Source organism: Stagnimonas aquatica (assembly GCF_003730135.1).
Lineage (GTDB): Bacteria > Pseudomonadota > Gammaproteobacteria > Nevskiales > Nevskiaceae > Stagnimonas > Stagnimonas aquatica.
On record NZ_RJVO01000009.1, the window covers coordinates 152,977 to 170,927 of the forward strand.

Here is a 17,951-nt window from a genome sequence, read left to right on the forward strand (position 1 = left end):
GTTCACTTGATATCGCCCATCAGCTTCTTGATGGGTTTCATGAAGGTCAGCATGATCAGGCCGGCGCCGGCGGTGGTCATGAACACGAACACGAAACGGCCGGACATGCCCGCCACATCGGTGTCCTGCGCCAGATGCCCGGCGAGCAGGCCGGCGATCAGATGGCCCAGCGCCGAGGCGGTGAACCAGGTGCCGAACATCTGGCCCTGGTAGCGCTGCGGCGCCAGCTTGTTGACCGCCGACAGGCCGACAGGCGACAGGCACAGCTCGCCGGTGGTGTGGAACAGGTAGGTGAGGATCAGCCAGGTCGGCGCCACCTTCTCGCCCTGCGCCACGTAGATCGAGGCCCAGGCCAGCACCAGAAAGCCCACCGCCATCTGCAACAGGCCGATGCCGAACTTGAACGGCGTCGAGGGATTGAGGTTGCGCTTGCCGAGCTGCACCCACAGCGCCGCGAAGAACGGCGACAGCAGGATGATGAACAGCGGATTCACCGACTGCAGCCAGGAGGCCGGGATCTCCCAGCCAAACACCACGCGGTCGGTGTAGTCCTGCGCGAACAGGTTGAAGCTGGAGCCGGCCTGCTCGAAGCCGCTCCAGAACATCGCCGCGCCGACGAACAGGATAGCGATCACTCCCACCCGCTTGCGCTCGGTGCTGTCGAGGCCACCGAAGAAGATCACCGCGCTGAAGTACACCGCCGCCAGCGCGACGATGAAGATGCCAGTGCCCTGCGCCAGCTTCACCGCGTCGATCAGCAGGCTGCCGCTGAGTGCGGCCAGCACCACGCCGGCGAGTCCGAGCAGGAACACCGCCACCGCGCTCCAGCCCTTGCGGCGCACCGCCGCATCGCGCTGGGCGTCACCGGTGCTGGCAGCGGTGGCGCCGACGCTGCCCAGATACTTGTCGTAGAGCTTGTACTGGATCAGACCCAGGGTCATGAAGATGCCGGCGGCACCGAAGCCCCAGTGCCAGCCCACCTTCTCGCCCAGCGCGCCGCAGATCAGTTGACCGATGAAGGCGCCGGTGTTGATGCCCATGTAGAAGATCGAATAGCCGGCGTCCTTGCGCGCGCCCTCGGCATTGGCGTAGAGCTGACCGACCATGGCGCTGACATTGGGCTTGAGCAGCCCGGTGCCCAGCGCGATGAGAATGAGGCCGACGAAGAAGCTGGCATTGCTGGCCAGGGCCATCGTGAAGTGGCCGGCGGCGATGATGACGCCGCCCCAGAACACCGCGTTGCGCTGGCCGATCAGGCGGTCGGCAATCCAGCCGCCCGGCAGCGAGGCGAGGTAGACCGCCGAGGTGTAGAGACCGTAGATGGCGGTGGCGACTTCACGGGAGAGACCCAGGCCGGGATTCTTGCCTTCCACCGCCGCGACCATCGCCAGCACCAGGATGGCGCGCATGCCGTAGTAGGAGAACCGCTCCCACATCTCGGTAAAGAACAGCGTTGCCAGGCCACGCGGGTGGCCCAGCCATTGGGCTTGTTGCATTGAGGGATTCCTTGCGGGTTTGAGCCGACCTTGCCTTTGGCCAGGGCGACGAGTCAATCCTGCACTGCAAAACGCTGGCCAAAAAAAGCCCCGCCGGAGCGGGGCTTGGGGGTAAATCGTCCTGGCGGATCAGAAAGCCGTGTGCGTCACGGTGGTCTGCCCGGTCACCGCCGGTGAGCCCTTGCTGGCCGAGACCGTGGCGTTGCCGGGGAAGAAGCCGCCGCTGGCCAGGCCGGACTGGTCAACCGTCACCGCCGAGGTATTGGACGAGGCCCAGGTCACCTGGGTGCTGATGTCCAGCTTGCCGCCGTCGGAGAAAGTGGCGGTGGCGGTGAGCTGCACCGAGTCGCTACCGGCGATGCGGGGATTGGCCGGTGTCACCGCAATGCTGCTCAGCGTGGCGTTGGTAACCGTCACTCCGGCGTTGCCGCTGACGCCGCCGAGACTCGCCACCACCGAGGTGGAGCCCAGCGCCACCGTGGTGACCACGCCCTTGCTGCCGCTGTCATTGCTGACGGTCGCCACAGCGCCATTGAGGGTCTGCCAGCTGACGCTGCTGGTCAGATCCTGCGTGGAGGCGTCGGTGTAGGTGCCGGTGGCGGTGTACTGCACCTTATAGCCCACCGGCAGCGTGGTGAGCTTGCCAGCGACCTTGATGCTCTGCAGTGCCGCCGGCCCAACGGTGAGCGGGGTGCTGCCGCTGAAACCGCCGCTGGTCGCGGTGATGGTGACGGCGCCCTGTGCCTTGGCGGTGGCTAGACCTTCGCTACCACTGGCATTGCTGACATCGGCGATGGTCGTATCGCTGGAAGACCAGGTCACCTTGCGGGTGTCCACCGAGCTGCCGTCCGAGTAGGCCAGCGTGGCGGTGTACTGCAAGCTGGTCTTGTTGCCGATGGTCTGATTGGCCGGCTTCACGGTCACACCCGTCACCACCGCGTCGGTCACCTTCAGCGTCGCCACATCGCTGCTGATTCCGCCGCTGACCGCCTTGATCTCGGTTTCGCCCGGCGCGCTGGTGCTGGCCAAGCCCGCGCTATCGGCGGCGTTGCTGATAGTGGCAACGGTCGAATCCTTGGAGCTCCAGGTCACCACCTTGGTCAGGTTCTGCGTGCTGTCATCGGAGTAAGTGCCGGTCGCCACGTACTGCTGGCTGCGCCCGGCCGCCACGCTGGCGCTGGCCGGGCTGATGGCGAGCGCCTTCAGCACCGCCGCAGTGCCGGTGAAGCTGGCCGTGCCGCTGACACTGCCGAGCGCGGCGGTGATCGTCGCGCTGCCCTGCGCGACGGCGCGGACCACACCCCGGGTGCCGCTGGCATTGCTGACCGTCGCCACTGCGGTATCGGAACTGCTCCAGGTCACCGTCTCGGTGAGGTTCTCCACGGAATTGTCGGAATACAGGCCTTCGGCCTTGTAGTTCTGGGTGTTCCCCTTGGCGGCGCTGGCGGTCGCCGGCGTCACCGTGATGCTGCCCAGGGTGGCTGGCGTCACCGTGACCTTGCTGGACGCCGAGGCGCCCTTGGCCGCGTCGTTGGTCACGGTGGCGGTGATGGTCGCCTCACCCTCGCTCACCGCCGTCACCTGGCCCTTGCTGGCGGCGCTGTCGCCAACCGTCGCTCTGCCGGTCGCCGAGGAGGTCCAGCTCACCTGGCTGGTGACATCCTGGGTGGAGCCATCAGTGAAAACGACGGTCGCGGTGAACTGGCGGCTGACACCCTTCGGCATCGTGGGGTCAGTGGGCGTGACCGAGCCCGACTTCACCGTGGCATTGGTCACGGTCAGACTGGTTGCGCCCATCACGCCACCGATGCTGGCCGAGATATTGGTGCTGCCCGGAGTCAGCGTCGCCTTCGCCAGACCGCGACTGCCTTCGGCATTGCTGATGCTGGCCGCGCTGGTATTGCTGGAGGTCCAGGTGGCGGTACCGGTGACGTCGCGAGCGCTGTCGTCGCTGTAGATACCGGTGGCCGCGTACTGCAGGCTGAAGCCCTTCGCCAGGTTCTTGTTGGGCGGGGTAACCTCGATCGCAATCAGGCTCGCATCACTGACCGTGGCGTCGGTGCTGCCGGTGAGCCCCTGATGACTGGCCTTGATCGTGGCCGCGCCCAGCTTCTTGGCCACCGCCAATCCCTGGGTGCCGGCGCTGTTGCTCACCTCCAGCACGCTGCTGTCGGTGGAGCTCCAGGTGGCCACTTTGGTGAAGTCCTGGCTGCTGTTATCGGTGTAGACGCCCGTGGCAGTGAACTGCTGACTGGTTCCCACCGGGACCGAAGGCGTTGTCGGAGTGATATCAATCCGCGCCAGCGCTGCCGCCGTGACGGTGAAAGAGGCGCTCGCGGTGAACTCGCCCGAAGTGGCGGTGATGGTCGTGCCGCCCTCAGTGACGCCGCGCGCCTGACCGCTGCTGCCTGCGGCATTGCTGATCGAGGCAATCGACGAATCAGCGCTGGACCAGACCAGGTTTTCGTCCTCGGTCACGTCGCCGGTGGTCTGGTCGCTGAAGGTGCCAATGGCGGTGAACTGCTGGATCGCGCCCTTGGGCCGCGAGCTGGTGGCGGGAGTGACCTGGAGCCCTGTCAGCACGGCATCGCTGACCGCCAGCGTGGTGGAACCCGTCAGGCCGCCATAGGCCGCGCCGATGGTGCTGCTGCCGACCTCCAAACCCTTCGCGCGGCCCTTAGTCGCGACCTCGTTGCTGACCGAGGCCACGGACGGAGCGGAGCTGCTCCAGGTCGCGGCGCCGGTCAGATCCTGGGTGCTGTTGTCGGTAAAGACGCCCGTGGCGGCGAACTGCCGACTATTGCCCTTGGCCACCGAACTGGCGCTGGGGGTGACTTCGATGCGCTGGAGGGTGGCGGCGGTCACCGTCAAGCTGGTGTTGCCGGTGGCGCCGCTCTGGCTGGCGCTGATGGTGATCAGGCCGGGAGCCACGGCAGTCACCAGACCTCGGCTGTCGGCGGCGTTACTGACCGTGGCGGTGGAGGTCGAGGAGGAGGTCCAGGTCGCGGTGGCGGTCACGTCGCTAGTGGAGTTGTCGGTGAAGGTGGCCATGGCGCTGAACTGCCGGCTGGCGCCCTTGGGCAAACTGGAATTGACCGGTGTCACCGCCACCGTAGCCACGGTCGCAGGGCCCACGGTCAGCTCAGTGCTGGCGGTATTGCCCTGAAAGTTGGCGGAGATCGTCGTCTTGCCAAGCTTGCGGGCGATGGCCACGCCCGAGCCGGAGATCGTGGCGACACTGGGATCGCTGGAAACCCAGACGGTGGACGCGCTGACATCGCCCTTGCTGTTGTCCGACATGATGGCGGTTGCCACGAACTGCTGGCTGGTGCCCAGAGGCTTGGTGACGTTGAGCGGGCTGATCTCGATACGCACCAACGTCGGGGGCGCGGATCCGCCTCCGCCGCAGGCACTCAAGCCCAGGGCCAGCAGAATGCCCGCAACCAGGGCCTGAACAACGCGGAACGGCATCGAGAACAAGTTCATCACGGCGGCAAACCCCGACTGTCGCGACCCAGAAGTCTGTACCGGCGATCCAGGGTTCGCGCGCCCCGGGCACCGGGCCGTGGTTCCTGAAGTTCCAGAAATCACGGCATTCGTTGCGAAGGATTCTAAACGACCGTCTTTGCGCCACCATGGCAGCGCCAAAATAAATCCGGGCCACTCCACCCTAGCGGGTCATGAGCAGCCACAGCGCCAGTCCGGCCAGCAACAGCAGGCCGAGCAACAGCCATCTGAACCGGCGGGGCGCGGCCTTCCGCTGGAGCGCCGATGGCCGGTAGTGCCCCAGCAGCAACTGCACATTGCGGCGGTTGCTGCGGTAGGCGAAGTCGAAGAAGTCGCCCAGCACCGGCACCAGGCCGATGGCTCCGTCGAGTGCGACGTTGCGGACCATCTTCCACTTGAGTTCGGCCGGAGCGCCCAAGCGGTGCGCTTCGACCACGACATACCCGCCCATCAGCAGGCCCGCGACATCGCCGACTACGGGAATCATGCCGACCAGCGACTCCAGTCCGATCTTGAAGCGCGTGCCGGGAACGGTGATGAACTCGTCGAGCCAGTAGGCGAGCTTCTCGACACGTTGCAGGGAGGGATGCGGGGCCGGGTTCATGGCGTCGGACGGGCGGCGGGGTGTGGAAATCTCGATTCGCTAAACTGTGCGCCTACTCACAATACAGTTCACAGAACAAATCCTCATGCGCATGCTCGCCGCACTGAGCTACTGGCTGGCCTGGTGGCTGTACCGCCCGCTGCTGGCCCTGGTCAAATTCAAGGCCACGCCGGAAAACCTGTTCGAGCGCCTGGGGCTGGACCCGAGCCGCCCGATCGCCTTCGTGCTGCCCACCCGCAGCTGGATCGACCTGTTCGCGCTCGACAAGGTCTGCCGCCACTACGGCCTGCCGCGTCCGCAGCGCACCGGCGCCAGCCTGCCCACCGCCGGCCGCGCCGGCTGCGTCTACCTGCCGGCGCTGCTGGAAACCCGGGTGCGGATGACCGAGCTCTCGCAGGTGCTGGCCACCGTCGCCAAGGACCCTCAGTTCGACATCCAGATCGTGCCGGTGTCGATCTTCTGGGGCCGCGATCCGGGCTCGGAGACCAGCCTGTTCAAGCTGATCTTCGCCGACATCCCGCAGGCCGGCAGTGCCCGCAAGTTCTTCATCAGCCTGGTCAACTCGCGCAACATGCTCGCCAACTTCGCGCAGCCGGTGTCGTTCCGCAGCTACCTGCAGGACGAGCCCGACACCGCCAAGGGCCTGAAGAAGCTGATCCGCGGTCTGCACTTCCACTTCCTGCGCGCGCGCACCGCAGCGCTGGGGCCGGAACTGCCGCCCCGGCGGATCATGCTCGAACGGGTGGTCAATTCCCGACTGGTGCGCCGCGCCATCGAACACGAGGCCAAGACCAAGAACCTGACGCTGGAGCAGGTGCGCAAGCGCGCCTGGCGGCTGGCCGACGAGATCGGCGCCGACTACTCCAGCGTCGCGGTCAACTTCCTGGAGCGCCTGCTGACCATCTTCGTCTGGCAGCGGGTGTTCCGTGGCGTCGATGTGCAGAACCTCGACCGCGTGCGCGAGCTGGCGCAGAGCCACGAGATCATCTATCTGCCCAGCCACCGCTCGCACGCCGACTACCTGCTGCTGTCGTACACGCTCTATCACCAGGGTCTGGTGCCGCCGCATATCGCCGCCGGCATCAACCTCAACTTCTGGCCGGTGGGCGGTCTGCTGCGCCGTTGCGGCGCCTTCTACATGCGCCGCAAGTTTGCCGGCGATGCGCTCTACACGGCGGTGTTCCGGGGCTATGTCGATGCGCTGATCGCCAAGGGCTACGCCATCGAGTTCTTCCCCGAGGGCGGCCGCAGCCGCACCGGCCGCCTGCTGGCACCGAAGACCGGCCTGCTGGCGATGGTGGTGGAAAGCGCCCTGCGCAGCCGCGCCCGGCCGGTGGTGATCGTCCCGGTGTACATCGGTTACGACAAGGTCTGGGAGGTGGGCAGCTACTTCAAGGAATTGAAGGGCGGCGCCAAGCAGAAGGAGTCCGCCGAGGGCCTGCTCAAGGCCGGCAAGATTCTCACCAAGAGCCACGGCAAGGCCTACCTCAACTTCGGCGAGCCGATCCCGCTGCAGGCCTATGCCGACGCCCATCTGCCGGACTGGCGCGCGCATTTCGGCGCCGCTGCCGACGCCAGCGCCGACAGCCGTCCCGAGGGCTACCCGGCCTTCGTCAAGGAACTGGCCGACGAGAACATGCGGCGGGTCAACGCGGCGGCGGTGGCGAATCCCTGCGGTCTGTCGGCGGTGGCCCTGCTGGCCAGCCCGCGCGGCGCGGCGAGCGAAGACGAGATCGTCGAACAGGTCGGCCACCTGGCCTGGCTGCTCAAGGGCGAACCCTACTCGCAGCAGCTCTACATCCCCGATGCCAATCCGAAGTCGGTGCTGGACTGGGCGGCGCCGGTGTCGCGCCTGGTGCGGGTGCCGCACCCCTGGGGCGATCTGGTCGGCTGCGCCAGCCGCGACGCGGTGCTGCTCACCTACAACCGCAACAACATCCAGCATCTGTTCGCGGTGCCCTCGCTGATTGCCAACCTGTTCCGCACCCGCGCCCGCCTGTCCGAGGAAGCGGCGATCACCGGCTGCCGTGCGCTCTATCCCTTCCTGCGCACCGAGTTCTTCCTGCGCTGGCCGCCGGAGGAAATCGAGCAGGTGGCCCGCCGCACGCTGGAGGTGATGGTCAACCTCGGCCTGCTGCGCCGCGAGGGCCAGGATCTCTGGCGACCGGATGTCACCCAGAAGTCCTTCTCCACCCTGGCCATGCTCGGCCGCATCCTCGGCGAGACCCTGGAGCGCTACGGCATGACCGCGCTGCTGCTGGCCGAAGAGCGCAAGACCCCGCAGAACCTGCTGCGCAGCAAGTTCGAGCAGGACTGCCGCCTGCTCGCCGAGCGCATGGCGGTACTCACCGGCCGCGATGCCCCGGAATTCTTCGACCCGGCCCTGTTCAAGGGCTATCTCAACACCCTGATCGGCATGGGCCTGGTCACCGAACAGGGCGATGGCGAGGGTCAGCGCAACCTGGTGGTCGATGCCCGCATCGAGCGCATCGCCGAACGCTCGCTGGAACTACTCTCCGACGAAAGCCGTCAGACGCTCTTGCAGCTGCTGTCCCGGCGGCGCGATACCACGCTGACCGGGGCGGAAACTGTCTCGTCCTCGCCTTGACATCGTGCTCGTTATAATTCCCGGCCCTCAAAGCTCATCACCTACGGCGGCCCGAAAGCCGGCCTTCCATCCACTCAGGATTTCCATGCTCACCACCAAACGCACCCTGCTCGCCGTCGCTGTCGCCGGCCTTGCCCTCGCCGCCTGCCAGAAGAACGAAGGCAACAGCGTCCCCAACATCACCAAGGCCGAGGAGCTGACCACCGACGCCCAGAAGTTCGGTTACGCCATCGGCGTCGACCTCGCCAAGTCGCTGCAGCCGGTGAAGGACGATGTGGACATCAAGGCCCTGGAAGCCGGTCTCGACACCGTGTTCTCCGGCGGCACCTCGGTGCTCGACGACAAGACCCGCGAGGAGATCAAGAACACCGTCGCTCAGAAGCTGCAGAAGAAGCAGCTGGAAGAGCGCACCGCCGCCGCCGGCAAGGCCAAGGAAGAAGGCGAGAAGTTCCTCGCCGAGAACGCCAAGAAGGAAGGCGTAAAGACCACCGCCTCCGGCCTGCAGTACGAAGTGCTGACCGAAGGCAAGGGCGACGCGCCGAAGGCCACCGACACCGTCACCGTGCACTACAAGGGCACCCTGATCAACGGCGAGACCTTCGACTCCAGCTACGACCGTGGCCAGCCGGTGAGCTTCCCGCTGCAGAACGTGATCCCGGGCTGGACCGAAGGCCTGCAGCTGATGAAGCCGGGCGCCAAGTACAAGTTCGTGATCCCCTCCAACCTCGCCTACGGCGAGCGCGGCGCCGGCATCAAGATCGGCCCCAACGCCACCCTGGTGTTCGAGGTCGAGCTGCTGTCCATCGGCGAACCCAAGAAGTAAGCCTTGAGGCAGTAAACGAAAGGGCGGCCCTCGGGCCGCCCTTTTTTGTGGCCTTCCGCCCGGAACGCTTCAGCGGCCGCAGTTGCCCGTCACGGCCTCGCGCGCAGCCTGCAAGCGCTCCTCGAACTGCTCTTCGGTCATCCGCGCCAGACTGCCATCGGGCTGCTCCACCCCCAGACGGCGCGCGGTCTTGGCTTCCAGATAAGCGATGCGCTCACGCGCCTCGCTGCAGCGCTTGGCGCGCGCCTCCAGGTCCACTTCGGCGGCAGCGGGCTTCGCGGTAGCAGGCGGCGACTTGGTCTGCGGCGGGGCGGCGGCGGGCGCCGACGGCGATGCCGGCACGGTGCGGATGTGTTGCGGCTCGGCGCCGACTTCCGCAGGCGGCGTCTGCGAGTAGTGCACCTGGCCGTTGGCGTCCACCCAGCGGTACACCGTGGCCTCTGCCAGCAGTGGCAGCCCGGCTAGCAGCAGCAGATAGGTCTTGGATCGCCTCATGCGCCGAGTCTAGACCCTGCGCCAGACGCTGTCTCGCGGCAAAAAAGAGGGGCGACTCTCCCTGTACCAGGAGATGCCGCCCCCTCCTCCACACCCCGATTCGATTCCTTACTTCGTGGCCTGCTTGGAGACATTGGCCGGATCGAAGAAGCCAACATCGTAGTCCTTCTCGATGCTCTGCGGCTCCTCGTTGTTCATCGCCTGCGCCAGATAGCGGCCGGACTGCAGGTCGTAGACGGTCTCCAGCGCCGGGGCGTGGCCCAGACGCTCGCCGCCGTCGTAGATCTGCAGGATGTGGCTCTCCTGCACCCGCCAGAGCGCGTTGCGGGCGTCGTAGATGTCCACCGCAACGATCTGCCAGCTGTCCTCGTCCACATAGAAGGTCCGCTTCTTGTAGATGTGCGTGGTGCCCGGCTTGACGTTGGCTTCCACCACCCAGACCCGGTGCAGCTCGTAGCGCGGCAGGTCCTGGTTGATGTGGCCTTTTCTCAGGATGTCCTTGTACTTGAGCTTGTCGGAGTACAGGCCGTAGGCGTTGTAGGGGATGTACATCTCCTTCTTGCCGACCAGCTTCCAGGTGTAGCGATCGGTAGCGCCGTTGTAGGTGTCGGTCTGGTCGTTGGTGCGCAGACCGTCGGAGCCGGTACCCGGGTTGTCGTAACCGACATTCGGCGCACGGCGCAGGCGGCGCTGGCCGGGGTTGTACTGCCAGGCGCGACGCGGCTCCTTCACCTGGTCCAGGGTCTCGTGCACCAGGGTGATGGTGCCGGCCAGACGCGGCGGCGCGGCCACGATCTGCAGGTAATAGATGCCGACGTTGTTGAGCTGCTCCGGGCTGATGCCCCGGGTGTCGTAGAGGAACTTCACCTGCTCGCGGATCTTCACCAGATTGAAGTCGCCGGCGGTGGTCACTGCCGCCTGGATGTTCCAGCGGTCAACGCCGGTGCCGCGATAGCGCAGCTTGTGATTCCAGATCGGCTCGTTGCCGGTCTTCGGGATCGGGAAGGGAATGCCCAGGATGGCGCCACTCAGGCTCTCGCCGCCATTGGCGAGCTCGGCGTTGAGGGCATTCTTGTAGGTGGCTTCGTAGACGAAATCCGGGAACGCGGCAGTGCGACGCGTCGGGTAGACATTCATCTTGTAGCTGTCGCCAAACTTGGCGAACAAGGCCTTCTGGCCCTCGGTCAGCCGCGCCTTGTACTGATCGACATTGGCCTTGCTGATGGTGAACTTCGGCTTGTCCTGCGGGTAGGGGTCGCAGTAGCGGGCCGGCGCGCCCGGGTAGCAGGCCGGCGGCTGGGTCAGACCGCCTTCCCACTTGGGAATGCTGCCGTCCTTGCTGCCGGCGCGCTCGGCGCCCACGGGCGTCAGTTCCGACTTGAGCTTTTCCGCCTCGGCCGGGCTGATCTTGGCCACCACTGGCGCGGCGAGCCCCAGCAGCAGGGCCACGCACAGAGTACGTTTCATCGTCTCTTCTCTCCTCTCGTTATGTCCCGACCTTAGCGCAGACCTGACGCCCACGCCAGCTTCGCGGCCACAAAAAGGGCGGCCCGCAGGCCGCCCTTCGCGAACAGCAGACGGGCTTACTTCGACGCCTGCTTGGAGACGTTCGAGGGGTCGAAGAAGCCGACGTCGTAGTCCTGCTCGCCGTTCTCGTTCTCCTCGTTGTTCATCGCCTGCGCCAGGTAGCGGCCCGACTGCAGGTCGTAGACCGACTCCAGCACCGGGTTGAGGAACGGCTTGTCGTAGGCCATCACCGAGTGGGTTTCCTGCACGCGCCAGAGGGTGTTGCGGGCGTCGTAGTTGTCCACCGCGACGATCTGCCAGCTGTCCTCGTCCACGTAGAAGAAGCGCTTCTTGTAGATGTGCGTGGTGTTCGGCTTGACGTTGGCCTCCACCACCCAGACCCGGTGCAGCTCGTAGCGCGGCAGGTCCTGGTTGATGTGGGTCTTCTTCAGGATGTCGGCGTACTTGAGCTTGTTGGAATGCAGGGCGTAGCTGCTGTACGGCACCAGCATTTCCTTCTTGCCCAGCAGCTTCCAGGTGTAGCGGTCAGTGGCGCCGTTGAAGGTGTCGGTCTGGTCGTTGGTGCGCAGACCATCGGAGCCGGTGCCCGGGTTGTCGTAACCGACATTGGGGGCGCGACGCAGACGCCGCTGTCCGGGGTTGTACTGCCAGGCGCGGCGCGGCTCCTTCACCTGATCCAGCGTCTCGTGCACCAGGGTGATGGTGCCGGCCAGACGCGGCGGCGCGGTCACCGTCTGCATGAAGTAGATGCCGACGTTGTTGAGCTGCTCCGGCGACAGGCCCTTGGTGCCGTAGAGGAACTTCACCTGCTCGCGGATCTTCACCAGATTGAAGGCACCGGTGGTGGTCACCGCCGCCTGGATGTTCCAGCGATCGACGCCGGCACCGCGATAGCGCAGCTTGTGGTTCCAGATCGGCTCGTTGCCGCTCTTCGGGATCGGGAAGGGAATACCCATCACCGCGCCGTTGAGCGACTCGCCGCCGTTGGCCAGCTCGGCGTTGAGGGCGTTCTTGTAGGTGGCCTCGTAGACGAAGTCCGGGAACGCGGCGGTGCGGCGCGTCGGGTAGACGTTCATCTTGTAGCTGTCGCCAAACTTGGCGAACAGGGCCTTCTGGCCGTCGGTCAGCTGCGCCTTGTACTGGTCGACATTGGCCTTGGTGATGGTGAACTTCGGCTTGTCTTCGGGGAACGGATCGCAATACCAGGCGCCGGCGCCCTTGAAGCAGGCCGGCGGCTTGGTCAGGCCGCCTTCCCAGGCGGGAATGCTGCCGTCCTTGTTGCCGGCGCGCTCGGCACCGATGGGGGTCAGCTCCTTCTTCAGCTTGTCCGCCTCGGCGGGCGACAGCTTGGCGATGGCCGTGCCGCTGGTCATGGCCAGCAGCAGGGCGGCAAACGCGGTGCGATTCATGAATTTCTCCTCAATCTCCGGGGGCAGGACAATAGCGGACCAATCACGAGGCCCGCCAGCGCCTGCCGCCGGTTTGAGGCGTTTTTCTCGCTGTTAGCAGTAGATGAAGGGATCTTCCGTCGGCGGCGTGATGCTCGGGTCGGAGGCCGGCGCGGCCACATCCCAGTACTGGTGGCGGATCTGGACGTTGCCGGTCTGGAACCCGCAGTAGCCGAAATCCTTCGCGGCCGGCGCCTCGCCGGCGAGGCCCAGGAAGGCCAGCGCCTTGGCGACCACGCCCTTGTCCGGATTGATCGACAGCACACCCCAGCCGATCTGCAGCCAGGGCGCCACCGGGTTGATCGGCAGGCCGGCGACATCGAACACGCCCTCGATCGGGTCGTAGTCGGTGATCTGCGGAATGTAGGCGGCCTCTTCCAGCGCACGGCGCAGCTGCCAGTTGCTGAGCGTGCGGCCGTCGGCGGCCACCGCCATCTGCGACTTGCCGTCCGGCCGCACCTGGATGCCGCCCGCCGAACCCAGGGCACGGCGCGCCTCCAGCAGCACCCGCGAGGCGATGCCCGCCGCCAGCGGCGTCGAGAAGCTGGTGCCGGCGGTGAACTCGTTGGTGCCGCTCTCGCAGGCCATGCAGTAGGGCAGGTTCTGGGTGAAGTCGGAGATGAAGTCCGGGAACAGGCCGGACAGCAGGGTGCGGCCGTTGGAGGAGTCCTCCTCGAAGCCGGAGACGCCGATGCTCCACCAGGGGCCGGCACCGGCGCGCAGCGGACTCAGGCCCGGGCCGTTGCCGGCCGAGCTGAAGTGCAGCTTGCCCAGCTCGACCACGCCCTGGAAGGTCTTCGGGAAGCTGCTGGCTTCCGGCAGCGGAATACCGACCAGCGGAATCGAGGCGCCATAGCTGGTGGTGACGATGTCCACCGCCGGGTGCTCGAAGGCGTAGGCATGCGAGGCGTCCGAACCGAGCGCGTCCGGCTCCACGAACAGGATCACCGCCTCCGGATTGCCGGTCAGCACCGAGGAAGAGGTGCCGACGCCGTGGGTGTCGTCCTCGTCGTCGGGCAGGATCGGAATGCCGCCGTCGTTGGTCTCGCGCAGGGTGACGGCGAGGATGTTGGTGCCCTTGAACCAGTACAGCTCGCCCTTCTTGATGCCGTCCCAGATCGCCTTGTCGGCAGCGAAATCGGCGGCGAAGTCGCCGGTACGGGTCAGGGTCAGCTGGTGCGCCGCATCCACTCCCAGTTCGGCCAGCAGTTCCGGGGTGACGCTGGCCGGAGGGCTGCCGGCCGGGTAGATGCTGCTGCCGGCGTTGTAGAAGGCGTGGTAGGGGTTGATGCCGGTGTCGATGTCGGCCACCACCACCCGCGCCGCCGCCGCGCTGCCGCCTGAGGAGCTGCCGCCACTGGAGGAACTGGTGCTGCCGCCGGACGAAGACGAGGAGCCGGAGGTGGAGCCGCCCGAGGAGGAGCCGGAGCCGGAAGTCGAGCCGCCCGAAGACGAAGACGAGGAAGACCCGGAAGTGGAGCCACCGGAAGAGGACGAGGAACCGGAGGTCGAACCACCCGAGGTGGAACCGCCCGAACTGGAGCTACCGGAGGTGGAGCCGCCGGAGGTCGAACCGCCCGAGGTCGAGCCTCCCGACGTGGAACCGCCCGAGCTGGAACTGCCGGAGGTGGAGCCGCCGGAGGTGGAGCCGCCGGAGCTGCCACCCGAGGAAGAGGAGGACGAGGACGAAGAGGTGGAGGAGCCGCCCGAGCCCGACGAGCTGCCGGAGCCGCTGCTGGACGACCCACTGCTGGACGAACCGGAGCCGGAGGAGCTGCCGCCCGGCAGGCTGCCGTCGCTCTCGGGGGCGCCGCCGCAGGCGGACAGGATGAGGCTGGCCGCGAGGGCGGCGGAGAACAGGCGTGTGGCGAACATGGAATGGGACCGTCTGTGAACTGACACTGCCATCAGAATGCAATTGTCAGGCCGTTGGCAAGTTGCCGCTGGTCCGGACCGCTGTTTCGCGGCCGCCGCTACGCCACCGGGGCCACCAGGCCGTAGTAACGCGCCAGCAGGGAAAACAGGGCCGGATGATGCCGGTGCAACGCGGCCGGTTGCTGGAAGTAGGCCTCGCTGACCACCCCGAAGAACTCGCCCGGGCTCTGCGCCCCGTACTTGTCCAGCACCGGCGGCCGGCGGTGGCGTTGCAGGCGCGCGTACTCGGCGCCCATCACCTCGGCCCATTCCGCCGCCAGCGCGCGCGGCATCGGTGGCGCGCCTTCGCCGGCCGGGTTCTCCTCGTCCAGCGCGTGGGCGAATTCGTGCACCACGACGTTCACCGGGTCGCCCGCCAGCGCCGCCTCGACATCGGCCCAGGACAGCACCACCTGCCCCGGCCCCTGTTCGCCGATCCGTTCGTCGGGGGCGTCGTCGACCAGTTCCAGCCCCTCCTCCAGGGGCTCGTGCAGCGGTGGCACCAGGAAGGCCTCGGGGTAGATCAGCAGTTCGCGGATTTCCGGGAACAGCGGCTGCTGCTCGGCCCCGTCCTGCAGGCGCAGCAGGCAGGCCAGGCCGGCGATCAGCAGGCGCTGCTCCTCGTCGAGCACATGGCCACCGCAGGCCAGCCAGCGCTTGCCGTGGCGGAAGCGCTGCACCTGCTGATACCAGCGTGCGCGCTGCGCGGGGCTCATCCAGGCGGCGGCGGCAATCCGCGTCTCAAGTAGCGTCCGCTCGGGTTCGGACAAGGGTTCGCTCTGCAAGACCTGCCGCCGCTGGCGGGTACGCCGCCATTGCCAGAGCAAACCAGCGGCGAGCAGCAGTGCCAGCAGGCTGGGTAGCCAGACGGTCATGGCGGCACGCCGCTAGAGCGGGCTGAGCTTGGCCATGGCCAGCATCAGCCACTTGGTGCCGGCATTGGCGAAGCGGATCTCCACCCGGGTGCGCTCGCCCTCACCGTCGAAGCTCAGGATGGTGCCCTCGCCGAAGCTGGGATGGCTCACCCGCTGGCCCAGCTTGTAGCCGCCGTAGCCGACTTCCGCCGTCATCTTCGCCGACAGCGCCGGACGGCTGAGGTTGTAGCCTTCCTGCTGGCGCTCGCGCCAGGCATTGCCGTGCTCGTAGCCGCTGCCCAGCCCGGAACGCGGCGCGCCGCCGCCACCGAATCCGCCGCCGCCGTAGCCGCCGCGCCCCGACTGCACGCCAAAGCTGCTGCGCAGCACCGCCGCGCGCGGCCGGGTCTCGACCAGGGTCTCGCTGGGGATCTCCTTCAAAAACTGCGAGGGCGCACAGATCTGCTCGACGCCGTGGATGCGGCGGGTCTCGGCATAGCTGATGGTGAGCTGCTGACGGGCGCGGGTAATGCCGACGTAGCAGAGCCGGCGCTCCTCTTCGAGATTGCCCTCGTCGACCGCGCGCATGGACGGGAACAGGCCGTTCTCCAGGCCGACCATGAACACCACCGGAAACTCCAGGCCCTTGGCGGAATGCAGGGTCATCAATTGCACGGCCTCCTCGCCGGCGTTGGCCTGGCCTTCGCCGGCCTCCAGCGCCGCGTGGGTGAGGAAGTTGAGCACCGGGTCCAGGCCTTCTTCCTCCGGACGCTCGAAGGACTTGGCGGCGTTGATCAGCTCGTCGAGGTTTTCCAGGCGCGCTTCCGCTTGCTCGCCCTTCTCTTTCTTGTAGTGCTCCTTCAGGCCGGAGCGCTCGATCAGCTTTTCCATCTTCGCGGCCAGCGGCAGCTCACGGGTCTGCTGGTCGAGCAAGTCGATCTGGTCGAGAAACAAGCCCAGCGCGCCGGAGGTGCGGCCCAGCGCCGCGCTACCGGAGCGCGCCGCCTTCCACAGCGACAGCTCGTGCTGCTTGGCGAAGGCCCGCAGCTTTTCCAGCGAGGTGGCGCCGACGCCGCGCGGTGGCGTGGTCAGCGCGCGCTCGAAGCTGCCGTCGTCGTCGCGGTTGACCAGCAGCCGCAGCCAGGCCAGCGCGTCCTTCACTTCCATGCGCTCGAAGAAGCGCAGGCCGCCGTAGATGCGATACGGCAGGCGCGCGCGGATCAGCATTTCTTCCAGCACCCGCGACTGCGCATTGCTGCGGTAGAGCACCGCCAGATCGCTGTAGCGGCCATGGCCGTCGAGGTAGTCGCGCATGCGATTGACCACGAACTCCGCCTCGTCGTACTCGTTGTAGGCGGCGTAGAGCTGGATCGCCTCGCCCTCGCGGTCCTCGGTCCAGAGGTTCTTGCCCAGGCGCCCGGAGTTGTGCGCGATCAGGCCATTGGCGGCCTTGAGGATGGTGCCGGTGGAACGGTAGTTCTGCTCCAGTCGCACCAGCTCGATGCCCGGGTAGTCGCGGCTGAGCTTCTGGATGTTTTCCACCTTGGCGCCGCGCCAGCCGTAGATCGACTGGTCGTCGTCGCCGACCGCGAAGATCTTCGCCTCTGGCCCGCACAGCAGGCGCAGCCAGAGGTATTGCAGGGTGTTGGTGTCCTGGAACTCGTCGACCAGCACGTGCCGGAACTTGCGGTGGTAGTGCTCGCGCACTGCCGGCTGGTCGCGGAACAACTCGTAGGCGCGCAGCAGCAGCTCGGCGAAATCCACCAGCCCCTGCGCCTCGCAAGCCTGCTGGTAGGCGGTGTAGGCGCGCACCAGCTGCCGCTGGCTGTAGTCGCCCTGGTCGGCCATCTGGTGCGGGCGGCGGCCTTCTTCCTTCTGGGCGTTGATCCAGCCGGTGACCATCTTCGGCGGGAAGCGGTCCTCGGCCATCTCCAGCCCCTTGAGCACGCGCTTGACCAGGCGCTGCTGATCGTCGGCGTCGAGAATCTGGAAGTTCTGCGGCAGCTTCGCCTCGCGCCAGTGCAGGCGCAGCAGCTTGTGGGCGGTGCCGTGGAAGGTGCCGACCCACATCGCCCTAACCGGCACGTTCACCAGCTGCTCGATGCGGCCGCGCATCTCGTTGGCCGCCTTGTTGGTGAAGGTCACCGCCAGCACCGAATGCGCCGAGACGCCTTCCACCGCCATCAGCCAGGCGATGCGGTGGGTGAGCACGCGGGTCTTGCCGGAGCCGGCGCCGGCCAGCACCAGCCGGTGCTCGGACGGGGCGGTGACGGCTTCGCGCTGGGCGGGATTCAGGGCTTCGACGAGGGCGACGAGGCGGGGGTCGGTCTGGGTGAACGCGTCGAATTGCATGGCGCTAGTTTACTGGCGATGAGGGGCGCTGCCGTGGTCGGGGGTGCGCGCCTGCTGTTGGGGCGCTTGGTGTTTGCGGCTTTGCCTGGATGTCTGTGGTTCGCGCGTTCGCGCTCTGCTGGCGGTGCAGTTGGTGCGAGCTCTTTTTCGCCTATTGGCGACTCACTTTTCTTTGCTCCTGCAAAGAAAAGTAAGACGGATTCAAGCATCAAGTGCAACACGGTTGTTTTGATCGCGTTGTTCGAAGCATTTGTTGAAGAAGACTTCGGCGGGAGTCTTCCACCCGAGGGTTTTGCGGGGGCGGGTGTTCATCTCCCAGGCGA

The 17,951-nt window shown here is 66.7% G+C and carries 12 protein-coding genes and 1 pseudogene; 3 read left to right on the forward strand and 10 right to left on the reverse strand.

Going from position 1 to position 17,951, the window contains the following annotated elements; all coding sequences use genetic code 11:
* Positions 1-2: 2 nt before the first annotated feature.
* From ED208_RS16010 to ED208_RS16020, 3 genes are all read right to left on the reverse strand, one after another.
* On the reverse strand, positions 3-1,496 hold the full coding sequence (locus tag ED208_RS16010) for a peptide MFS transporter (RefSeq protein WP_123212931.1): 1,494 nt from the start codon (positions 1,494-1,496) through the stop codon (positions 3-5).
* A gap of 129 nt (positions 1,497-1,625) precedes the next feature.
* Entirely contained in the window at positions 1,626-4,967 is a 3,342-nt protein-coding gene (locus ED208_RS16015; protein WP_158608596.1) for a beta strand repeat-containing protein, read from the reverse strand.
* A gap of 199 nt (positions 4,968-5,166) precedes the next feature.
* A complete protein-coding gene (locus ED208_RS16020) occupies positions 5,167-5,607 on the reverse strand; it encodes a DUF4112 domain-containing protein (RefSeq protein WP_123212933.1) in 441 nt (146 codons plus the stop codon).
* A gap of 91 nt (positions 5,608-5,698) precedes the next feature.
* Between ED208_RS16020 and plsB the strand changes: the two genes are divergently transcribed.
* Positions 5,699-8,215: a glycerol-3-phosphate 1-O-acyltransferase PlsB gene (gene plsB, locus ED208_RS16025; RefSeq protein ID WP_123212949.1), complete on the forward strand. Its 2,517-nt coding sequence runs from the start codon at positions 5,699-5,701 to the stop codon at positions 8,213-8,215.
* Between the two features lie 85 nt (positions 8,216-8,300).
* Positions 8,301-9,038 carry a BamJ family beta-barrel-assembly machinery protein gene (gene bamJ / locus ED208_RS16030; RefSeq protein WP_123212934.1) on the forward strand — a complete coding sequence of 246 codons (738 nt, stop codon included), beginning with the start codon at positions 8,301-8,303 and terminating at the stop codon, positions 9,036-9,038.
* Positions 9,039-9,107: 69 nt separating this feature from the next.
* On the opposite strand, the gene ED208_RS16035 is transcribed toward bamJ, so the two are convergent.
* From ED208_RS16035 to ED208_RS16050, 4 genes are all read right to left on the reverse strand, one after another.
* Positions 9,108-9,533 carry a DUF4124 domain-containing protein gene (locus ED208_RS16035; protein WP_123212935.1) on the reverse strand — a complete coding sequence of 142 codons (426 nt, stop codon included), beginning with the start codon at positions 9,531-9,533 and terminating at the stop codon, positions 9,108-9,110.
* 108 nt (positions 9,534-9,641) lie between these two features.
* Positions 9,642-11,000: a DUF1329 domain-containing protein gene (locus tag ED208_RS16040; protein WP_123212936.1), complete on the reverse strand. Its 1,359-nt coding sequence runs from the start codon at positions 10,998-11,000 to the stop codon at positions 9,642-9,644.
* A gap of 116 nt (positions 11,001-11,116) precedes the next feature.
* Positions 11,117-12,469 (reverse strand): DUF1329 domain-containing protein, encoded by a 1,353-nt coding sequence (locus tag ED208_RS16045; protein WP_123212937.1) that lies wholly within the window; start codon positions 12,467-12,469, stop codon positions 11,117-11,119.
* Between the two features lie 93 nt (positions 12,470-12,562).
* Positions 12,563-13,819 carry a S8 family serine peptidase gene (locus tag ED208_RS16050; protein ID WP_148044782.1) on the reverse strand — a complete coding sequence of 419 codons (1,257 nt, stop codon included), beginning with the start codon at positions 13,817-13,819 and terminating at the stop codon, positions 12,563-12,565.
* On the opposite strand from ED208_RS16050, the gene ED208_RS17495 reads away from it, so the two are divergent.
* The gene (locus ED208_RS17495; protein ID WP_199720646.1) at positions 13,809-14,402 is read left to right on the forward strand and encodes a hypothetical protein; all 594 of its coding nucleotides are present in this window, start codon (positions 13,809-13,811) and stop codon (positions 14,400-14,402) included. The two genes, ED208_RS16050 and ED208_RS17495, sit on opposite strands and share 11 nt — an antisense overlap.
* 79 nt (positions 14,403-14,481) lie before the next feature.
* Here ED208_RS17495 and ED208_RS16060 read toward each other — a convergent pair whose 3' ends face one another.
* The 3 genes and pseudogenes from ED208_RS16060 to ED208_RS17880 all read right to left on the reverse strand — a co-directional run.
* Complete coding sequence (locus tag ED208_RS16060; protein WP_123212939.1) at positions 14,482-15,297, reverse strand: M90 family metallopeptidase; 816 nt, start codon at positions 15,295-15,297, stop codon at positions 14,482-14,484.
* Positions 15,298-15,309: 12 nt separating this feature from the next.
* Positions 15,310-17,628 carry a DNA helicase II gene (gene uvrD, locus ED208_RS16065; RefSeq protein WP_123212940.1) on the reverse strand — a complete coding sequence of 773 codons (2,319 nt, stop codon included), beginning with the start codon at positions 17,626-17,628 and terminating at the stop codon, positions 15,310-15,312.
* 201 nt (positions 17,629-17,829) lie between these two features.
* A pseudogene (locus ED208_RS17880) lies at positions 17,830-17,951 on the reverse strand (IS30 family transposase); the annotation flags it as partial.